General features: G+C 42.6%; 16 protein-coding genes, 1 tRNA gene and 1 pseudogene. 12 read left to right on the forward strand and 6 right to left on the reverse strand.

All coding sequences use genetic code 11. The features are described from left to right. Window position 1: 1 nt before the first annotated feature. Entirely contained in the window at window positions 2-466 is a 465-nt protein-coding gene (locus tag I5907_RS20540; protein ID WP_196992726.1) for a hypothetical protein, read from the reverse strand. 73 nt (window positions 467-539) lie between these two features. Here I5907_RS20540 and I5907_RS20545 point away from each other — a divergent pair, with 73 nt between their 5' ends. The 5 genes from I5907_RS20545 (at window position 540) to I5907_RS20565 (ending at window position 6897) form a co-directional block, all read left to right on the forward strand. Continuing rightward, a complete protein-coding gene (locus I5907_RS20545; RefSeq protein ID WP_231402210.1) occupies window positions 540-1478 on the forward strand; it encodes a long-chain-fatty-acid--protein ligase in 939 nt (312 codons plus the stop codon). Between the two features lie 53 nt (window positions 1479-1531). Continuing rightward, window positions 1532-1618 (forward strand) — tRNA-Leu (locus tag I5907_RS20550). A 288-nt stretch (window positions 1619-1906) separates the two neighbouring features. Further along, window positions 1907-3772: a Calx-beta domain-containing protein gene (locus tag I5907_RS20555; protein WP_196992728.1), complete on the forward strand. Its 1866-nt coding sequence runs from the start codon at window positions 1907-1909 to the stop codon at window positions 3770-3772. Between the two features lie 340 nt (window positions 3773-4112). Continuing rightward, a complete protein-coding gene (locus I5907_RS20560; RefSeq protein ID WP_196992729.1) occupies window positions 4113-5831 on the forward strand; it encodes an IlvD/Edd family dehydratase in 1719 nt (572 codons plus the stop codon). A 298-nt stretch (window positions 5832-6129) separates the two neighbouring features. Next, complete coding sequence (locus I5907_RS20565; protein WP_196992730.1) at window positions 6130-6897, forward strand: SDR family NAD(P)-dependent oxidoreductase; 768 nt, start codon at window positions 6130-6132, stop codon at window positions 6895-6897. A 227-nt stretch (window positions 6898-7124) separates the two neighbouring features. On the opposite strand, the gene I5907_RS20570 is transcribed toward I5907_RS20565, so the two are convergent. Beyond that, window positions 7125-8657, reverse strand: a complete 1533-nt coding sequence (locus I5907_RS20570) for a S8 family peptidase (RefSeq protein ID WP_196992731.1) — start codon at window positions 8655-8657, stop codon at window positions 7125-7127. Between the two features lie 194 nt (window positions 8658-8851). On the opposite strand from I5907_RS20570, the gene I5907_RS20575 reads away from it, so the two are divergent. Then, complete coding sequence (locus I5907_RS20575) at window positions 8852-9322, forward strand: Dps family protein (protein ID WP_196992732.1); 471 nt, start codon at window positions 8852-8854, stop codon at window positions 9320-9322. 46 nt (window positions 9323-9368) lie between these two features. Here I5907_RS20575 and I5907_RS20580 read toward each other — a convergent pair whose 3' ends face one another. Together I5907_RS20580 and I5907_RS20585 are read right to left on the reverse strand one after the other, a co-directional pair. Next, complete coding sequence (locus tag I5907_RS20580; RefSeq protein ID WP_196992733.1) at window positions 9369-9818, reverse strand: GNAT family N-acetyltransferase; 450 nt, start codon at window positions 9816-9818, stop codon at window positions 9369-9371. Then, a complete protein-coding gene (locus I5907_RS20585) occupies window positions 9818-10234 on the reverse strand; it encodes an OsmC family protein (protein WP_196992734.1) in 417 nt (138 codons plus the stop codon). Before I5907_RS20585 ends, I5907_RS20580 begins: the two co-directional genes overlap by 1 nt. A 266-nt stretch (window positions 10235-10500) precedes the next feature. Here I5907_RS20585 and I5907_RS20590 point away from each other — a divergent pair, with 266 nt between their 5' ends. From I5907_RS20590 to I5907_RS20615, 5 genes and pseudogenes are all read left to right on the forward strand, one after another. Further along, the gene (locus I5907_RS20590; RefSeq protein WP_231402211.1) at window positions 10501-11499 is read left to right on the forward strand and encodes a 2-hydroxyacid dehydrogenase; all 999 of its coding nucleotides are present in this window, start codon (window positions 10501-10503) and stop codon (window positions 11497-11499) included. A 51-nt stretch (window positions 11500-11550) separates the two neighbouring features. Next, the gene (pxpB, locus tag I5907_RS20595) at window positions 11551-12231 is read left to right on the forward strand and encodes a 5-oxoprolinase subunit PxpB (RefSeq protein ID WP_346266800.1); all 681 of its coding nucleotides are present in this window, start codon (window positions 11551-11553) and stop codon (window positions 12229-12231) included. Between the two features lie 44 nt (window positions 12232-12275). Further along, a pseudogene (locus I5907_RS20600) lies at window positions 12276-13214 on the forward strand (5-oxoprolinase subunit C family protein). Between the two features lies 1 nt (window position 13215). Beyond that, the gene (locus I5907_RS20610) at window positions 13216-13956 is read left to right on the forward strand and encodes a 5-oxoprolinase subunit PxpA (protein ID WP_196992737.1); all 741 of its coding nucleotides are present in this window, start codon (window positions 13216-13218) and stop codon (window positions 13954-13956) included. Between the two features lie 203 nt (window positions 13957-14159). Beyond that, window positions 14160-14519 carry a hypothetical protein gene (locus tag I5907_RS20615; protein ID WP_196992738.1) on the forward strand — a complete coding sequence of 120 codons (360 nt, stop codon included), beginning with the start codon at window positions 14160-14162 and terminating at the stop codon, window positions 14517-14519. A 351-nt stretch (window positions 14520-14870) separates the two neighbouring features. Here I5907_RS20615 and lepA read toward each other — a convergent pair whose 3' ends face one another. Then, window positions 14871-16655 carry a translation elongation factor 4 gene (gene lepA, locus I5907_RS20620; protein ID WP_196992739.1) on the reverse strand — a complete coding sequence of 595 codons (1785 nt, stop codon included), beginning with the start codon at window positions 16653-16655 and terminating at the stop codon, window positions 14871-14873. A gap of 224 nt (window positions 16656-16879) precedes the next feature. Here lepA and I5907_RS20625 point away from each other — a divergent pair, with 224 nt between their 5' ends. Further along, window positions 16880-17164 (forward strand): hypothetical protein, encoded by a 285-nt coding sequence (locus I5907_RS20625; RefSeq protein ID WP_196992740.1) that lies wholly within the window; start codon window positions 16880-16882, stop codon window positions 17162-17164. Here the strand turns inward: I5907_RS20625 and I5907_RS20630 are convergent. Then, window positions 17130-18317 (reverse strand): glycosyltransferase, encoded by a 1188-nt coding sequence (locus tag I5907_RS20630; RefSeq protein ID WP_196992741.1) that lies wholly within the window; start codon window positions 18315-18317, stop codon window positions 17130-17132. The two genes, I5907_RS20625 and I5907_RS20630, sit on opposite strands and share 35 nt — an antisense overlap. Window positions 18318-18432: the final 115 nt, after the last annotated feature.

An 18432-nucleotide genomic window follows, 5' to 3' on the forward strand; every position in this document is an offset into this window, starting at 1 on the left:
TTTATTGATCTAGTAAAACGATGGTCGGAGAAACTACGGTATCGCTGGTGTGGTTTGCATCATCCTTTATCCAAAAGCGGAAATAGCATGAATCATCTTTGCCACTGCAGCCTACGAGTATCGGCGCAATTGATACATCATAGTTATACGCAACTTCAAATTCAAAATCAAGGTTATTCTTTTTAACAAGGTCTGGCGAAAGCGGGTAGGCAACACCACTGTCGCTTACAAACTCCGGACATTTAAAAGACCTGCGTTGTACCCATAAAGTATCTTTGATATCGCCTTCCTTATCTGTAGCGCCAATAACAAATCTTACCTGTGCACCCTGGCCGAATATTTCTCCGTTTACGCTTTTAAACGTAAGCTTAGGTTCTGTTGTAAATTTATCTTTATTACAGGCCGCAACAGCGCCAAGAATAAACAATGCAATCAATACTTTTGCTCTCATTAATTTGTCTTTCACTTCAAATTTATACAAATAAGGGCAACTGATGGTGCAGCGCAACCGAATTGTTAACAATATTTTTGATGAAAACATGGCTTTTGCAACAATGGCTGCGGAGGTATTCCGGTACCAGTATACGCAAAATAAAGTGTACAGGCAGTGGGCAGATCTGCTGCAATCTAATACAGGCACGCCTTTAAGCTTAACACATATTCCCTTCCTGCCTATCTCAATTTTTAAAACACATCAGGTTATTACAGGCACTTTTGATGCGGAACTGGTTTTCGAAAGCAGCGGCACAACCGGTATGCAAAACAGCAGGCATTATGTAAAAGATGCCGCATTGTACAGGCAAAGTTTTATGCAATGTTTTCAGCGGTTTTACGGTAATGCGGCGGATTGGTGTGTAATAGGGCTGTTGCCGTCTTACCTGGAACGTCAACATTCATCGCTTGTAGTAATGGTAGATGCGCTTATAAAACAAAGCAATCATCCGGGCAGTGGTTTTTACCTCTACGAATTTGAGCAGGTAAAAAGTTTGCTGAAGAAGCTGGAACATTTGCAGCAGCAAACACTGCTTATAGGGGTAACATTTGCGCTGCTCGACTTTGCTGAGCAACACCAGTTGCCGCTGCAATACACTACTGTTATGGAAACAGGTGGCATGAAAGGCCGCAGAAAAGAAATAACCCGTGCAGAAGTACATACAATACTTAAACAGGCTTTTAGTGTGCGTGGAATTCATTCAGAATATGGTATGACGGAACTACTGAGCCAGGCGTATGCAACACAAAACGGCAGGTTTTATTGCCCGCCATGGATGAAGGTACTGGTGCGGGATGAAGAAGATCCCCTGCACGTAATGCCTGCGGGCCGTGGCGCACTTAATATTATCGATCTTGCCAATATAGACAGCTGCAGTTTTATTGCCACAGACGATGTGGGCATTGTGTACGAAGACGGCAGTTTTGAAGTACATGGCCGAATAGACAACAGCGATTTGCGTGGTTGCAGCCTGCTTGTTGTATAATTTTTTTTTCAAGTGCAGTTGATCATTATATTTGCAGCCCTGTACACACAAATGCCCAGGTGGCGAAATTGGTAGACGCACTGTGTTCAGGTCGCAGCGTTCGCAAGGATGTGCTGGTTCGAATCCAGTCCTGGGCACCACAAATGGACAAACTGAAATTTCAGTTTGTCCATTTTTATTTTGTTACGGGCATCAGTTTTCTATGGCATCGTCCCTTGTGTCACTCACTTGTACTGCAGATCTTTGGGGCACTGTGGTTTCCACTTAAAATCAACTTCATAGTTTATAAAGTAGGATAGAACGAACTCAATGGTAATTTTAGTTATTAGTATTACGGTTTGTGGAATTAATAATTATATATAGATGATTTATAGAAACGTACTTTGCTTTTCAAATAATCGTATTTTGCAATTTTAACACTAAACCCCATGAAAATAAATCTACTCAAATCTCTAGGCACAATTCTGTTGTTTTTAATCATTTCTTTTACTTCATTTTCACAGGCTGGTACGCTTGATAGCACATTTGGAATTAATGGCAAATTGGAAACATCTACAGGGGCTGATGGTTATGGATGCAGGAAACTTGTTTTACAAAATGACGGTAAAATACTAGCGTTAGGAAATTCCCCAATTAATTGGATAGACCCTAATAGTCTCATATTGTGTCGTTATAACACAAATGGTAGTATAGATAACAGTTTTGGAGAAAATGGTAAGGTTCTAAAATCTTTTGATCTTGGTCTTTCATTATTCGTGGCTACAGCAATTGTAATACAAAACGATGGTAAAATTTTAATTGGTGGAGGTTTATTTGAGCAGCCATACTCAACAGATCATTTTGTTTTGGTTCGTTTTTTATCAAATGGACTTATTGATTCTTCTTTTGGGCTAAATGGTGTTGTATACACTTATATAGGACCTTTCCCAAAAGAAAACACCATTGCTACGCTCGCACTTCAAAGTGATGGTAAGATACTTGCAGGCGGTACCAGTGATGGTTTTTGTCTTATAAGGTATAACCCTTCCGGTTCAATAGATTCCTCCTTTGCATTAAACGGCATATATATTAACCGAGAAGATGAAGGAACTGTATATGATATCAGAATATTAAGCAATAATAAAATACTTGTTTCTGGATCAACCGGTGGATTTTATACAAACTCAGATTTTAAAATAACTCGTTTAACAAGAAAGGGAACTGTTGATTCAACTTTTGGTTCCAATGGTTCTGTGGTTAACGATTTATGGGGAGATTATGACCAGATTAATAGCATGGTATTATTGGATGATGGTAAGATACTAGCCGCAGGATCAGCTTTTAATCCGGCTGAAAATATTTATCATGCAGTTATAATAAAGTATAATAGTAATGGAACCATTGATACAAGCTTTTCAACAAATGGAAAACTAATAACTGCAATTACAGGTAATTACCCGTCTTACGGACAAATAATGATTCAACAGGATAAAAAATTTTTGATCACAGGTCTTGTTTATAATCTGTTTTATGTTTCGCGATTTAATGAAGATGGAAGTGATGATTTACTTTTTGGGCAAAATGGTAAAGCGATTGCAACTTTTGGCACTGATGATAAATCTTACACCGCAGCAATAAAATCTAATGGAAACATCGTAGTAGGCGGTGGAGCAGATTTTAAACTCGCCTGCTTCAAAGGAGAATCCCCTGTTGAAATTTCATTTGCTAAAAATATTTCAGTAACGGAAGGTAATTTAGGATATTCAGGTGCCAGGTTTAAGATTATATTGAGTAAGGTCGCAACCCAAGATGTATTTGTAAACTATACAACCAGTGATATAAATGCGATAGCAGGGGCAGACTATTTAACTACATCAGGGACACTGATGATAAAAGCCGGTAAAGTTTCAGGGGTTATTTCAGTTCCCATAACTGGAGACATTATGCGTGAGGCAAATGAGAAATTTTCTTTGGTTCTTACTAATCCTATCAATGCCTATTTAGGAGTTTTCGACAGTGCAACATGTATGATTAAAAATGACGATGCACAAGCTTTGGCCGCTATTTCGTTATTTCAAAAAGGAAACAGTCTCACTAGAAATTTTTCTATATATCCCAACCCAGCGAGTGAGATTCTTACCATTAATACAACTAAACCATCAGTCATAATATTATTAAATCAGGATGGTAGAAAAATCTTAACCAAGATCATTAATAGCTTCGCAACTATAGATATTTCATCATATAGTTCCGGTATTTACTATTTACTTAACCTAAACAGTGGAGAGAAAACCAGTTTTGTAGTTGCAAGATAGAAATTAAGTCATTGATGTTTGGGTGAATCAAAATACATTATCTATTTCTGCAGTTTTCTGAAGGCATGCTGCGACCTCTGCAAAATACGGCTAACCCATATTCTTCAAAGCTACATGTCTTCCTTTTTTTAAATAAAACCCAAGAAAGCGCAACGAATTGGTGCCATAAAATCTACAGTACAAGTGAGTGACACAACCAACGATGCCATAAAAACCGATGCTGGTATCATTGCTTTCTCTCTCAAAAAGCAAACGAGTTTCGCTGTCAAAATCATCACGTCTCCACCGGCATCTATAAAAAACCCAAAACACCTATCTTTAAAGCTGATTGTTTACGCATATGGCACAGCAAAAATTACGCAGCAGCAACTGGTTTGGCAAAAAAGGAAAAGATGGTTTTATCTATCGTGCATGGATGAAGAACCAGGGTGTACCCGCAGATTTTTTTGAGGGTAAACCTGTCATCGGCATTTGCAATACCTGGAGTGAGTTAACCCCCTGCAACGGCCACCTGAGAGACCTTGCAGAAGCAGTAAAAAAAGGCGTGCTGGAAGCAGGTGGCTTTCCCGTAGAGTTCCCTGTAATGAGCCTTGGCGAAACATTGATTAAACCAACGGCCATGCTGTACCGCAACCTGGCGAGTATGGATGTGGAAGAATCTATCAGGGCCAACCCGGTTGATGGTGTTGTATTGTTGTGTGGTTGTGATAAAACAACACCATCGCTTGTAATGGGTGCATGTAGTGTAAACATTCCTGCGCTGGTTATCTCCGGCGGGCCCATGTTAAAGGGCCACTGGAAAGGAAAACATATCGGCACATCAGATGTATGGCGCTTTGATGTAATGCATAAGCTTGGCCAGATCACAGCTGCTGAATTTTTAGATGCCGAAGCCTGTATGGCACGTACGCCAGGGCATTGTGCTGTAATGGGTACAGCGTCAACTATGGCCACCATGGTGGAAGCACTGGGGTTATCACTACCCAATAATGCCGCCATACCTGCAGCTGATGCAAGAAGAAAAGTGATCTCGCAATTATCGGGCAGGCGCATTGTAGAAATGGTGAAAGAAGACCTTACGTTATCAAAAGTGCTTACCCGCAAAGCTTTCGAAAATGCCATTATGATAAATGCCGCTATCGGCGGTTCTACCAATTTTGTTATTCACCTGCTTGCAATAGCGGGCAGAATTGGTGTTGATCTCACTATAGACGACTTCGACAAATACTCGCAAAAAGTACCCCTGCTGGCCAATATACAGCCTTCAGGCGAAAACTATATGGAAGACCTTTATTATGCCGGCGGGCTACCTGCTGTAATGAAGGAGATGGAGAACATTTTAAACAAAGATGTTATAACCGTAAACGGTAAAACGTTAGAAGAAAACTTCAACGCTGCAGAAACCTGTTGCAACCGTGATATTGTCAGTACAATGGAAAAGCCTTTTAAACCAGATTCAGGTATTGTTGTGGTAAAAGGCAACCTTGCACCAAACGGGGCAGTAATCAAGCCTTCTGCTGCTACGCCTGCTCTGCTGCAGCATACCGGCAAAGCAGTGGTGTTTGAAAACATTGAAGACTATCATACACGCATAGACGATCCTGCATTGGAAATAGACGCAACAGCTGTAATGGTGCTTAAAAATGTGGGGCCCAAAGGATACCCCGGCATGGCAGAAGTGGGCAATATGGCTTTACCAAAAAAATTACTTGAGCAGGGTGTAACAGACATGGTGCGTATCTCCGACGGCCGTATGAGTGGTACCGGTTTTGGAACAGTTGTTCTACATGTGTCGCCCGAAGCTGCTGCAGGCGGCACGCTGGCACTGGTACAAAACGGCGATCTGATAACGCTGGATGCTGAAAACAGGTCGCTTCACCTGCATGTAGAAGATGCAGAAATTGACAGGCGCAGGGCTGCATGGAAACAAACCGAAAAGGTACATGCACGTGGTTATGTGCACCTGTACCAGATGCATGTGGAGCAGGCACATCTTGGTGCCGATATGGATTTTTTAAGAGGAGGTTCGGGTAGCGAGGTTACAAGGGATTCGCATTAAGTAGTAAGTGGTAAGTAGTAAGTGGTAAGTAGTAAGTAGTAAGTAGTAAGTAGTAAGTAGTAAGTAGTAAGTGATAAGTAGTAGGTAATAAGTTATAAGGCTTAAGTGTATAGAAAGTATGGGATGTTGGGTGCAGGGATGCGATGGATAATAAATTTTTTGATACCGGCTTTTGTGCAGGTGGCATCGTCCCTTGTGTCACTCACTTGTACTGTATAAGTTAATTCAACAGTTCAGGTACAGTCAGCCTGTGTTTTTTCGATTTTTATAATAATGATTGCTAACTAAAAAGATATTCATGTTTCAACAAATGTTTGCGGGTAAGGTTGCCATTGTTACTGGTGCAGGACAGGGAATAGGTTTTGAAATTTGCAGGCAGCTTTGTCTGCAGGGAGCATCAGTTGTATTAAATGATGTTGATGAAATGCTTGCTGATACTGCGGCAGATATTATAAAAAAGGAAGGTGGTAGTTGTATCGATTTTGCCGGCGATGCCGGTGATGTTATTTTTATTCAGCAGATGGTTAGCAAGGCTGTGAATGTTTTCGGAAAGCTCGATATCATTATTTGCAACGCAGGCATTACATTGTTTGCTGACTTTTTTGATTACACCGAAGAGGCTTTTACAAAAGTCATGCGGCTTAACCTTGGCGGCAGTTTCTTTCTTGCACAGGCCGCTGCAAAGCAAATGAAGCAGCAGGGTAGTGGTGGCCGTATTTTATTCATGAGTTCTGTTGTTGGCCACCAGGCGCATAAGAACCTTGCCGCGTATGCCATAACAAAAGCGGGACTGGAAATGCTTGCAAAAAATCTCGTTATAGAATTATCTGAGTACCGGGTAACGGTAAATGCAATTGCACCAGGCGCCACACTTACAGAGCGCACATTACACGATAAAGATTATGAAGCTACGTGGCAGCGCATAACACCGTTGGGTAAGCCTGCCACCGCAACTGATATTGCCAATGCTGCACTGTTTATGGTATCAGATGCGGCTGGCCACATTACCGGCCAAAGTCTTGTTATTGATGGCGGCTGGACGAGTGTAAGCCCTTCGCCTTATTAAGCATGGGTTAACTGTGGCAGTAATTAAGCGGTTCAAATAATTGCATCAGTGATGATCGATTCATTGCGGATGTTGAATGTACAGATCGCTGCAGCCGCCATGAAAACGGAACGCAGAAGGGAGTGACACAACAGGCGATGCCATGAAAACTACATTTGATACAATAAAGAAATATAGTTTTAGCCGGTTACACATTGCAACCGGCTTTTGTATGTATTGTAACACTGTTAATTGGTAGCCGCATCGGCATTGAGTTTGCCCCAGCCATAACTTTTATTTTTAGTAGGGTAGTTGCTGGCAGTGGTGGCAAGTTTATCCAGCACCTGTTCTCTCGTAAACGTTGGAAAACGGCTCCACACAAGGGCTGCAATGCCTGAAGCAGTGGCCGTAGCTACAGAAGAACCACCAACCGTTGTGGGTACATCGCCGCTCATGGCTGTTGTAAGTGCATGCAGGCCGCCATTTGATTTTTCCATCACGATTACAAAATCGATTTGTTTGCCTTTGTGACAATCGTTGCAGGCGGCAAGTTTTGCTTTGTCTTTAACGCCTGTAATGGCCTGCACATTTTCAAGACTTGCCGGGAAGATAACGCCCACAAACAAAGACGTCCAGCTAAAGGAAGTACCACCTGCACAGAACATCAGTTTGCCTTTGCCGTACGCGTAATTGATGGCATCTTTGATCTGGCCGCTGCTGGAAATGCGCCCCATACTCATGCTGATGATTTTTACGCTGCTGTTGTCTGCACCCCACGTATAAGCATCTGTAACACCCTGCACTTCCTGCGTTTCATCAATGAATACATCTCTGGAAGCACGGCACACTACAAGGTTACTGTTGTATGCAACACCGCAGGCATTGCCATCAGTGCCACGTGGCGCGGCAGCGGCGCCACTCATGGCGGTGCCATGGCCGCACTGGTCATCTGCAGATGTTTCGCCAGGCATGGTAAATATTTTTTCTACAGTTCTGCCGGCAGAAAGGCCCTGGTTGAATGAACCATTAAGATTGTCCTGGTCAGGGCTTACGCCACTGTCAATTATAAGGATCTTTACGCCTGTCCCGGAAGATTTTGTCCACGCATTTTGAATGCCATGAAAGCTGTAGTTCCACGAAACTTTTGTATTGGGCGTAGTAGTGGTATAATCGCTGCCGCTTACGAGTGTGTTGTCCCCGTCATATCCGCCGCAGCCACTGCCATCAAACAAACTGGCATCGCCGGCTTTGCTTTCTGCTGCAATAGGGTCGTAACCCATCGGTTCAACATATCTTACCAAAGGCAGGTTGCGTAAAGCTTTCAGCGTTTGTATGTTTTCAATCTTTACATTGATTACGGGTAGCCTTTGGCTCTTCCATATTTCCAGGTCATTTATGGTAAGCCCCGTATTTTTTTCTTTCTCGGAAGACAAGATGAGCTCGAGCACCTGTTTTTTTGCATCTTTCCAGGCAGCATCGTTGATGTTTATTTTTGCCATGCGGTCATCTACATTTGTTTCCAGTACCGGTTTAAAACCGATGGAAAATATTTTATCACTGTTTTGAGCAGCGCTCCACAGCATCTTGTCAGAAGCGTCTTTCCAGTTGAAAGAACCGGTTTGTGAAAACCTGTCCATAATGGCATTGTTGATCTCCTGTTTGCTCATTTTATCTTCCTGCTGTAAACTATTTACAGCGGTAGTTTGTTGTTGTTTGATTTCTTTCTGGCAGGCATTGAGGAGCAGTATGCATGCAAAGCTGATGGGGTAAATCTTTCTCATACGGTGTTGGTTTTGGAATGCGAGACTGAATGTAACAATATAAATGGTAAAGTAAAAAAGATGTTTAAGTGCTGCCGCAAATGCACAACAGTGTGTGCGTACAATAAAATTGCTCCGTTTGGTGATGTACGTCACGTCAAAGAAAAAATGAATGTATTAACATTGTAACTTTAGCAATCTTTAAATACTAAGCTATGAAAGCGAATATTGGTTTAACAGAAAAGAACAGCCAGGCGATAGCACAAAAGCTCAATACCATACTGGCAGATGAATTTTTACTGGCACTTAAAACCCGTAATTATCACTGGAACATTGAAGGTCCCAATTTCATGGAGATGCATAAATTTTATGAAGGCCTGTATAATGAACTGGATGAAATTATTGATGAAGTGGCAGAACGCGTACGCACACTGGGCCATTACACAGAAGGTAGAATGGCCGATTATTTAAAGCTTACCAACCTGCAGGAAGAAGGTTATAGTAACGATCAAAATAAACAGCTTAAGAGCCTGTTGGATGATCATGAAACCATGGTAAGACAACTGAGAAAAGACGTAGACCTGATGCAGGAAAAATACAAAGATGCCGGTAATGCAGACTTTTTAACCGGCCTTATGGAGAAACACGAAAAGTGGGCATGGTTCATCAGGAGCTACCTGAAATAGTTTGTGCATTTATAAAGAAGGCTCGCCGCAGGCGAGCCTTCTTTGTTTACAGGCTTATGCTGTAAAAAAGATCATTTTCTTTGCGCCAGCCATTCTTTTCATACAGTGCCTGTGCCGCCACATTTGTGGCGCCGGTCTGCAGCATCAGCCATTTGCTGTTGGTGCTTTTACCGTGTGCTTTCGCAGCATCCAGTAACGCACTGGCTATGCCTTTGCCCCTTGCAACAGGCTCAATATAAAGATCGTTGAGTAACCATGTACGTTGCATGCCTACCGATGTAAAAATGGGAAAGAGTTGCGTAAAACCCACTGCATGTTCATTGATGAATGCAATAAGTATTACACTTTCTTTTAGCCGCAGCCGTTCCGAAATAAATTCGGTTGCTCCTTTCATGTCAGAAGGCTGCTGGTAAAACATACGGTAAGCATCAAACATTTTTGCAACAATGGCTACATCGTTGATCGTTGCTTGTCTTATGGCAGGTGCAGTATTCATTAAACCAGTTGAGCTTCCAGGGTAATATCAGTATTCAATAATTTGCTGATCGGGCAGTTTGCTTTCGCATCTGCTGCACATTCATCAAATTTTTCCTGTGTTATACCGGGCACCTTTGCTTTCAGTACAATATGAGAGCCTACAATGGCACCTTTCTCAGGGTTAAGATCAATCGTAGCAGTTGCTTCAAGCGAGTCTGCGGTAAAACCGGCAGCACCCAGTACAAAACTCAGCTTCATAGCAAAGCAGCCGGCATGTGCCGCCGCCACCAGTTCTTCGGGGTTAGTACCAATGCCTTCTGCAAATCTTGAATTAAATGAATATTGTGTATTGCTCAACACACCACTTTGTGTGGTTAAGACTCCATTGCCTTCTTTTCCTGAACCGTTCCATACGGCTGTTGCGTGTCTTTTCATATATAAATTTTTGAGGCTGTAATTTACAAACAGATTGTATATGCAAAGTTATTTTTATGTGCCGGGCTGCAGAACATGCATTAAGCTTTTGTTGCGTCGCACTCTTGTGCTGTAGTGCATATTGCAGCTACGATATTGCATATGCCGCCCACTTTTATGCAAGCTGCTTAGGGTTCATTGATGCAGCTGTAACGTTTCAGCAATAAATCCCCATATCGGGTGTTTACCGCGTTCAAATTTTTAACTTTGAATAATAAGCACCTAATATGGAAAAAAGCAACCAGGCAATCAAAGTATTTGTAAGCAGTGTAATACCAACAGTCGGGACAGACCTTTTGAAAGCAGCAGGGTTTACTGTTTCTACCTGGGATAACCTTACACCAATACCCCGTAATATATTATTGGGAAAAGCCAAAGAAAGCAATGCGCTTCTTGCCACCCTTACAGGCAGGCTCGATGCCACATTTATGGATGAGTGTAAACATCTTGATGTTATTTCCAACTTCGGCGTAGGTTACGATAACATTGACATTGCCGCCGCCACCAGCCAGGGCATACAGGTAGGGAACACGCCGGGTGTGTTAACAGACGCCACAGCTGATGTTGCATTTGGATTAATGATCGCTGCATCCAGGAAAATGTTCTATATGCACAAAAAGATACTGGAAGGAAACTGGAAACATTTTACGCCCACAGAAAATCTTGGCATCGAGTTAAAAAATAAAACACTTGGCATATTCGGTCTCGGCAGAATTGGTATTGAAATGGCGAAGCGATGTAAAGGCTCGTACAATATGAAAGTCATTTACCACAACCGCAAAAGAAATACTGCCGCAGAAGAATTATTAAATGCAAAATATGTCAGCTTCAGCGAGCTGCTACAGCAAAGCGATGTATTGTCAGTCCATAGCGCGTTTACAGAAGATGTACGTGGTATTTTTGATAAAGCTGCATTTGATCAAATGAAGCCTGCGTCAATTTTTATCAACACATCCCGTGGTGGCGTGCACAATGAGCAGGATCTTATAGATGCACTTAACAACAGGAAGATATGGGGCGCAGGGCTTGATGTTACGAATCCTGAGCCTATGCAGAAAGATAATCCCCTGTTGAATATGGACACCGTTGCTATACTGCCTCATATTGGCTCTGCCACAGAAGAGGCAAGGAATGGCATGTCAAGGCTTGCAGCAGAGAATATCATCGGTTTTTATCAGAACGGTAAGGTACCCAATCTTGTAAACCCGCAGGTTCTGCAGGAATAGCATTAGCTAACATATAAAAGCAACGGACTGGAAAGAGAATACGCTATACACATCCTTGGTGATCATGCAGTCACGGTTTCATTTGGTGATGATATCGATGAAGACATCAACCGGAAAGTGACCACGCTTTTTCATTGTTTAAAGCAACAAAAGTTTGCAGGCATAACAGATCTTATTCCTGCTTATGCTACACTCACTATTGTGTATGACATTGTAACGATAGCAAAAGAACAGCAGGATATTGAAGGTTATTTCAATGCGATTGTAAACAAGGCGCTCACCGGGCAAGAAGTGCCTGATACCTTAAGTAGCCATCATGAAATACCTGTTTGTTATGATGTCGTTTTTGCTCCCGACCTTTTACTGGTTGCCCGAAAGAACCGGCTTTCCATAGCGGATGTGATCCATATACATGCCGGAAAAACCTATCGCGTATACATGATCGGATTTCTTCCCGGCTTTGCATATATGGGATCTGTGGATAGTATGATTGCCACACCAAGGCTTGAAAAGCCACGACAGCACGTAGCAGCGGGAAGCGTTGGAATTGCCGGTTCGCAAACAGGTATCTATCCTGTCGCTTCACCAGGCGGCTGGAACATAATTGGCAGAACCCCGGTAAAGATGTTCAATGTAAACAATAGTGCTCCCTGTTATTTAAATGCCGGTGATACTGTACAGTTTGTGTCCATAAGCAAAACAGACTTCGAAGAATTAATCAACAAACGATGAGCATTCGCATGCTAAAGTCAGGCCTGTTCGATACGGTACAGGATATGGGGCGCTATGGTTATCAGCACCTCGGTGTAAATCCCGGAGGTGTAATGGACCCTGCCGCCGCGTCTATTGCTAATATACTCGTTGGTAAGAATATGCATACGCCTGTAATAGAAATGCATTTCCCGGCCGCTTCGTTTCTTTTTGAAGAAGATTGCCTGGTTGCATTAAGCGGCGGCGATTTTGGTGCGCATATCAATGAACAGCCTGTGCCATTGAATACCGCGATACTTGCAGGGAGGCAATCCGTACTCACTTTCAGGAATTATCGTTCAGGTGCAAGGGTATATCTGTCGGTGCAGGGTAAACTAAATGCAGATGCGTGGCTGGGAAGCTACAGTACAAACACTGCATTAGCGGTTGGCGGGTATAATGGCAGGCGTTTGCAAAAGAATGATGTACTGGTTTTGCGTGGTGAACGGACAATGGCTACAGCAATGGAGCCTTCTGCTGTAATCATTATACCAATAACCATCGATACCGCTGAATTTTATGCCAGTGATAACAAAATATGTTGTTTGCAGGGAAAAGACTTTTATGCGCTGGGCGATGCAAGTAAAGAAGCCTTGATGCATAACGGTTTTACAATTACCCGGCAGAGTGATCGTATGGGTTACAGGTTGCAGGGTAACCTTCCTGCGCATACCACGCAAGCAACAACGATATCATCCGGCGTTACAAAATGAGCGGTGCAGCTTTTACCAAACGGGGAACTTGTTGTGTTAATGGCAGACCATCAGACAACGGGTGGCTATCCTGTTGTTGCACATGTATGCAGCAGCCATATTGCTTTACTGTCGCAAATGCAGCCGGGTGCAGTTATCTGTTTTTCTTTCACCGGTATTGCGAATGCGCATGCACTTTTTATGCAACAGCAATCAAGGTTACATGTGTTGCAAGAGCAATGCATGATACAACTGAAACATTTTTTTTTATAATATGCTCTCAATAGATGTTAACTGCGATCTGGGGGAAGGTATGCCCGGTGAAGATTTACTGATGTCTCATGTAAGCTCTGTTAATATAGCCTGTGGTTATCATGCAGGCGATGCCTTAACAATGGAGCAAACTATTCGTATGGCGTTGCAGCACAACGTGGCCATTGGCGCTCACCCCGGTTTCGATGATAAACAAAATTTTGGCCGCGCAGAGATATGGCTTACAGATAAAGGATATTATGATCTTGTTTTTACACAGCTCGAAATATTGCAGCAGCAGCTTCTGAAACAAGGTGCATCTATGCAGCATGTAAAACCTCACGGCGCATTGTACAATATGAGTGCGGGCAATGAACGTATTGCAGCAATTATTGCCGCAGCAGTAAAAGACTTTGATGACAGACTTATTCTTTATGGGCTTAGCAACAGCCATTCTGTTAAGGCAGCGGAGAAAGCCGGTTTACGTACTGCGGCCGAAGTTTTCGCAGACAGAACATACACCGCAGATGGCAGTTTAACACCACGCACACAGCACGGAGCAGTTATTACTGACGTGCAAACAATGCAGCGGCATGTTTTGCAAATGGTGTTACAACAGGCTGTTACTACTACAGATGGAAGCCTAGTGCCGGTTAAGGCGCAAACGATTTGTGTACATGGAGATGGCGATCACGCGGTGGCGTTTGCGCAGGCGATCAACAGTTATTTGCAACAAAATGGCCTAGCGATCAGGTGTTTGTAGAATGGACTTTAGCAGCGTGTAGAACGAAGCAAATGCAGTTGTAGTATAATTATTACAAAAATTTATTCTTTCATAAAAGACGGTAAAGTTTAATTGATTCTTAGGTGGCTTAGTGTTTTTTTAATTGTATAGCCAGTACAGGCTATATTAACTTTAAGTTATTGAAAAAACCGAATCCAATCATCTATTAAAAACCGTGTGTTATGCAACAAGAAGTTATCACCAATCCATTCCGAATCCAGTACTATGATTACTCCTGGAACGACATCAGAGAAATGGTAAATACCATGGTAGCCAGGCAGCCTAAACGTTACCGCCTTGCTTATCACAATGATTACTACCAGAAAATTATTTTACTGATCAATCTTCACCCAACTTTCGATATTCAACACGCCAACCTTATTTATATTTCCAAGATTGATGCAGAGCCACAATCGAGCCTGTTGATCTACGAAACAAAAAAATACGATGGCGATATTACAAACATCAGGGATTACCAGAGAGGAACAACCTGCATGCAGGAATTCTCGAATGATCTCTTTCTTGTAAATCACGTGAACTAATTTGTTTGAAATAGCTGCTTAACCCCCAAAGCAACCAACATAAGCACGGCAACTGTATTTTACTTTTGTTTCGTGCTTTTTTTATGCATGTTTGTTTCTTCTTTTTTACTTTATTGCATGCTGCAACGATGTTCTTGTAAGACTGATTGTTACCGAATGGTGGTGGGTTAAACTGATCGCCGCAGCTGCCATGTAAACCGAACGTACAAGTGAGTGACACAACAGGTGATGCCATAAAAAACTGCTGCCGGGTACATTATTTTTCTTTTGCAGAAAAACATTCAACACCGCTACATAAAAAAACTGGCAGCATGTTCATTGCGCCGGTTTTGATATAAAATATTATCGCATTTAATCGAGTTTCAGCACTGCTAGGAAGGCTTCCTGCGGTACTTCCACATTGCCAATCTGGCGCATGCGTTTCTTACCTTCTTTTTGTTTCTCGAGCAGCTTACGTTTACGGCTGATATCGCCACCATAACATTTCGCGGTTACATCTTTACGCATAGCGCTGATGTTTTCGCGTGCAATAACTTTTGCGCCGATGGCAGCCTGTATGGCAATCTGGAACTGCTGTCTTGGCAATAACTCTTTCAGTTTTTCGCAAAGCTTGCGCCCAAAATCCTGTGCGCGGCTGCGGTGTATGAGTGCACTGAGCGCATCTACTTTATCGCTGTTGAGCAGGATATCCATTTTTACAATGTCTGCCTCGCGGTAGCCGATGGGTGAGTAGTCAAAAGAAGCGTAGCCGCGTGTCTGGCTTTTGAGTTTATCATAAAAGTCAAACACGATTTCGGTTAAAGGCATCTCGAAAATCAGCTCTACACGTGTTAGTGTAAGATAACTTTGGTTTATAAGAATGCCGCGCTTGCCAAGGCAGAGCGTCATGATATTGCCGATATAATCCGGCAGGGTAATAATCTGCGCTTTGATGAATGGTTCCTCGATCCTGTCAAGCTTTGTTGGATCGGGCATTTCAGCGGGGTTGTTGACAATAAATTTATCGCCTTTGGAAGTGTAGGCGATGAAGCTCACGTTTGGAACGGTTGTGATGACCGTTTGGTTAAACTCACGTTCCAGCCGTTCCTGGATGATTTCCATGTGCAGCAGCCCAAGAAATCCGCAACGGAAACCAAAGCCAAGGGCCTGCGAGGTTTCGAGCTCAAAGGTGAGTGAAGCATCATTCAACTGCAGTTTTTCCATGCAATCCCGCAGTTCTTCAAACTCATCGGTATTAACGGGGAAGATACCTGCGAATACCATTGGCTTTACTTCTTCGAAGCCTTTGATCATTGGCGCCGGGTTGGCAGCCAGTGTAATGGTATCGCCCACTTTTACTTCTTTGGCTACTTTTATACCGGTAATAATGTAGCCCACATCTCCGCATTTTACTTCACTCTTTGGCGTCATACTAAGTTTTAGTACACCCACCTCATCAGCAAAATATTCTTCGCCCGTGGAAACAAACTGAATTTTATCGCCTTTTTTTATGCTGCCATTGAGAATACGATAATAAACGATGATACCCCGAAAACTGTTGAAAACACTGTCGAAGATCAGCGCCTGCAAAGGCCCGTCTTCATTGCCTTTTGGAGATGGAATACGTTCTACGATGGCTTCGAGTATACCTTCTATACCGATGCCTGATTTGCCGCTTGCGAGCAATATCTCGTTTTCTTTACAGCCAATCAGGTCCATGATCTGGTCTTTTACTTCAGGAATCATGGCGCCATCCATATCGATCTTATTGATCACCGGAATGATCTCCAGATTATTATCGAGCGCCAGGTAAAGATTACTGATGGTTTGGGCCTGTATACCCTGCGATGCATCAACCAGCAGCAGCGCGCCTTCACACGCGGCAAGCGCACGGCTAACTTCGTAGCTAAAGTCTACGTGGCCCGGTGTATCAATGAGGTTAAGAATATATTCCTGTCCTTTATGAAAATAGTTGATCTGAATAGCGTGGCTCTTAATAGTGATCCCTTTCTCTCTTTCAAGATCCATATCATCAAGTACCTGGTCCATCATCTGCCGTTCTGTAATCGTTTTGGTATGCTCCAGTAACCGGTCGGCCAGGGTACTCTTCCCATGATCAATGTGCGCAATTATGCAAAAATTCCTGATTTGCTTCATCCGTATTTTTTAATAATGCGGCAAAGATAATCATTGGATAATGTTAATCTGAAGAATTCGTATTACCTTCACAGTAACACCAGGTTGAAACGGGCTTTTCTTCATATTACAAATAATAATAAATTACAGATTGCTGATTATATGATTTTTACGTGCTGTTTCAGTACGTTTGATAATTCGTGCTAATGAGAATGGAAATTGTTTACGAGCAAAACTGAAACTGAATGGATTATTTTCTGCAATTACTGGAATATATTATGTGCTACCTGCACATACTTACAGCGGTGCTTATTCTCCTGAAAGCTGTTCTCGCATTTAGAAACCGTGGCGGTAATATACCTGCCATTGTTACCAGCTTCTTTCGCTTTTATTCCAAAAGCGATTTTTATATGAGTACCAATAAGGACCGCAAAGAATACATGCTTGCAAACAATATCATTAATATTTACGTGTACACCTGGGTGTTCCTCACCGTTATATTTTTTGTTGTTTTTCACCGGTTTTGTTAATGGTGCTTCGGTATAGTTCTACAAATGCGGATGCAATACCTGCTGCATTATATTTTCCTTTTGCCTGCGATGCAATGAGCGGCCTGTTGTATACATGCCTGTTTGCTGTAAGTTTCTTTAAAGCATCAGCCAGTTGTTGCTCATCGCCCACCGCTACAAGCAGGCCGTTGCTTTCATCGATTGCTTCGCGTACACCACCGGCGTCAGACGAAACAACGGGCAGTCCGCAACACAATGCTTCCACCACTACGCAGGGAAAATTTTCATGGTTGCTAAACAGGACAAAAAAGTCTGCCTGTTGCATTTGTAACGCAACGTCAGCGTAAGCAATTTCACCTGTAAAAAACAGTTTATCTGCAATGCCGGCGGTTGCAGCCATTTCCTGCAACCCAGCCGCATGAGGGCCGCAAAAAGTACATTGCCAGTACTTGTAATGCCTGTCAAATGTTGCAAGTGCCGTTATTATACCTGCCACATTTTTTTGTTCACTCATCGACGATACATGTAGTAAACGCAGGGTATGATGCGGTAACGGTTCGCTGTAAAAAAACTTTGTTGTATCAACCAGGTTATGGATGGTTTTGTAAGATCTTATCTGGAACAGTGATTGCAGCCTGCTGCCAATGGTTGCAGATACATTGGTTACAGCAAGCGCATTTTCAAAAATGCGTCTGGTATTGTGCCGGAAGTATTTGCTGCGTTTAAAAAAATAATCCGGTGAGCGTTCTTCGTAATGAGAAGATTGTTCAGATACAATATAGGGAATCTTGTATGTGTACATTAACTCCAATGCCATAAGGCCGGCTTTTACAGGTACATGCACGTGAACAAGATCTGGCCTGCCATTTTGTTGTATGTAATCCTTGACAACTTTGCGGTAGAACCTGTGGTATAAAATATTGTAGCGGATTTTATCAACAATACCTATCCCGGTTTGGCGAAAGGCAAATGAACAAATGTACTCGGTCAATCCATCTTTTTTTGTTATCGTAACTGCATCGTCAGCCACATTTACTTTATGGCCGGTTTGCAGCACATGTATTACATCAACCGGTATAACCGATGCTACAGCAATGGCATGCCGCTGAATAAAATCGCCGTTGTACGGCTCGTGTAAATTAGGGTACCAGCTTGCCAGCCACAACACTTTCATGATAGATTGATTAGGTAATTTTTTGGAGCCGGGCTATATTACTGCTATTAAGCTTTTGTTGCGTCGCACTCTTGTACTGTGTATCGCTTTGCAGCATGGTGAAACCCGTTCCTGC

Origin of the sequence: Panacibacter microcysteis (assembly GCF_015831355.1) — a bacterium.
GTDB lineage: Bacteria > Bacteroidota > Bacteroidia > Chitinophagales > Chitinophagaceae > Panacibacter > Panacibacter microcysteis.

What these genes read in the sequence shown, in the direction of transcription:
- I5907_RS20545 (WP_231402210.1), top strand. Translation starts at nt 540, where the DNA reads ATGGCTTTTGCAACAATGGCTGCGGAGGTATTCCGGTACCAGTATACG.
- I5907_RS20555 (WP_196992728.1), top strand. Translation starts at nt 1,907, where the DNA reads ATGAAAATAAATCTACTCAAATCTCTAGGCACAATTCTGTTGTTTTTA.
- I5907_RS20560 (WP_196992729.1), top strand. Translation starts at nt 4,113, where the DNA reads ATGGCACAGCAAAAATTACGCAGCAGCAACTGGTTTGGCAAAAAAGGA.
- I5907_RS20565 (WP_196992730.1), top strand. Translation starts at nt 6,130, where the DNA reads ATGTTTCAACAAATGTTTGCGGGTAAGGTTGCCATTGTTACTGGTGCA.
- I5907_RS20570 (WP_196992731.1), bottom strand. Translation starts at nt 8,657, where the DNA reads ATGAGAAAGATTTACCCCATCAGCTTTGCATGCATACTGCTCCTCAAT.
- I5907_RS20575 (WP_196992732.1), top strand. Translation starts at nt 8,852, where the DNA reads ATGAAAGCGAATATTGGTTTAACAGAAAAGAACAGCCAGGCGATAGCA.
- I5907_RS20580 (WP_196992733.1), bottom strand. Translation starts at nt 9,818, where the DNA reads ATGAATACTGCACCTGCCATAAGACAAGCAACGATCAACGATGTAGCC.
- I5907_RS20585 (WP_196992734.1), bottom strand. Translation starts at nt 10,234, where the DNA reads ATGAAAAGACACGCAACAGCCGTATGGAACGGTTCAGGAAAAGAAGGC.
- I5907_RS20590 (WP_231402211.1), top strand. Translation starts at nt 10,501, where the DNA reads ATGGAAAAAAGCAACCAGGCAATCAAAGTATTTGTAAGCAGTGTAATA.
- I5907_RS20610 (WP_196992737.1), top strand. Translation starts at nt 13,216, where the DNA reads ATGCTCTCAATAGATGTTAACTGCGATCTGGGGGAAGGTATGCCCGGT.
- I5907_RS20615 (WP_196992738.1), top strand. Translation starts at nt 14,160, where the DNA reads ATGCAACAAGAAGTTATCACCAATCCATTCCGAATCCAGTACTATGAT.
- lepA (WP_196992739.1), bottom strand. Translation starts at nt 16,655, where the DNA reads ATGAAGCAAATCAGGAATTTTTGCATAATTGCGCACATTGATCATGGG.
- I5907_RS20625 (WP_196992740.1), top strand. Translation starts at nt 16,880, where the DNA reads ATGGATTATTTTCTGCAATTACTGGAATATATTATGTGCTACCTGCAC.
- I5907_RS20630 (WP_196992741.1), bottom strand. Translation starts at nt 18,317, where the DNA reads ATGAAAGTGTTGTGGCTGGCAAGCTGGTACCCTAATTTACACGAGCCG.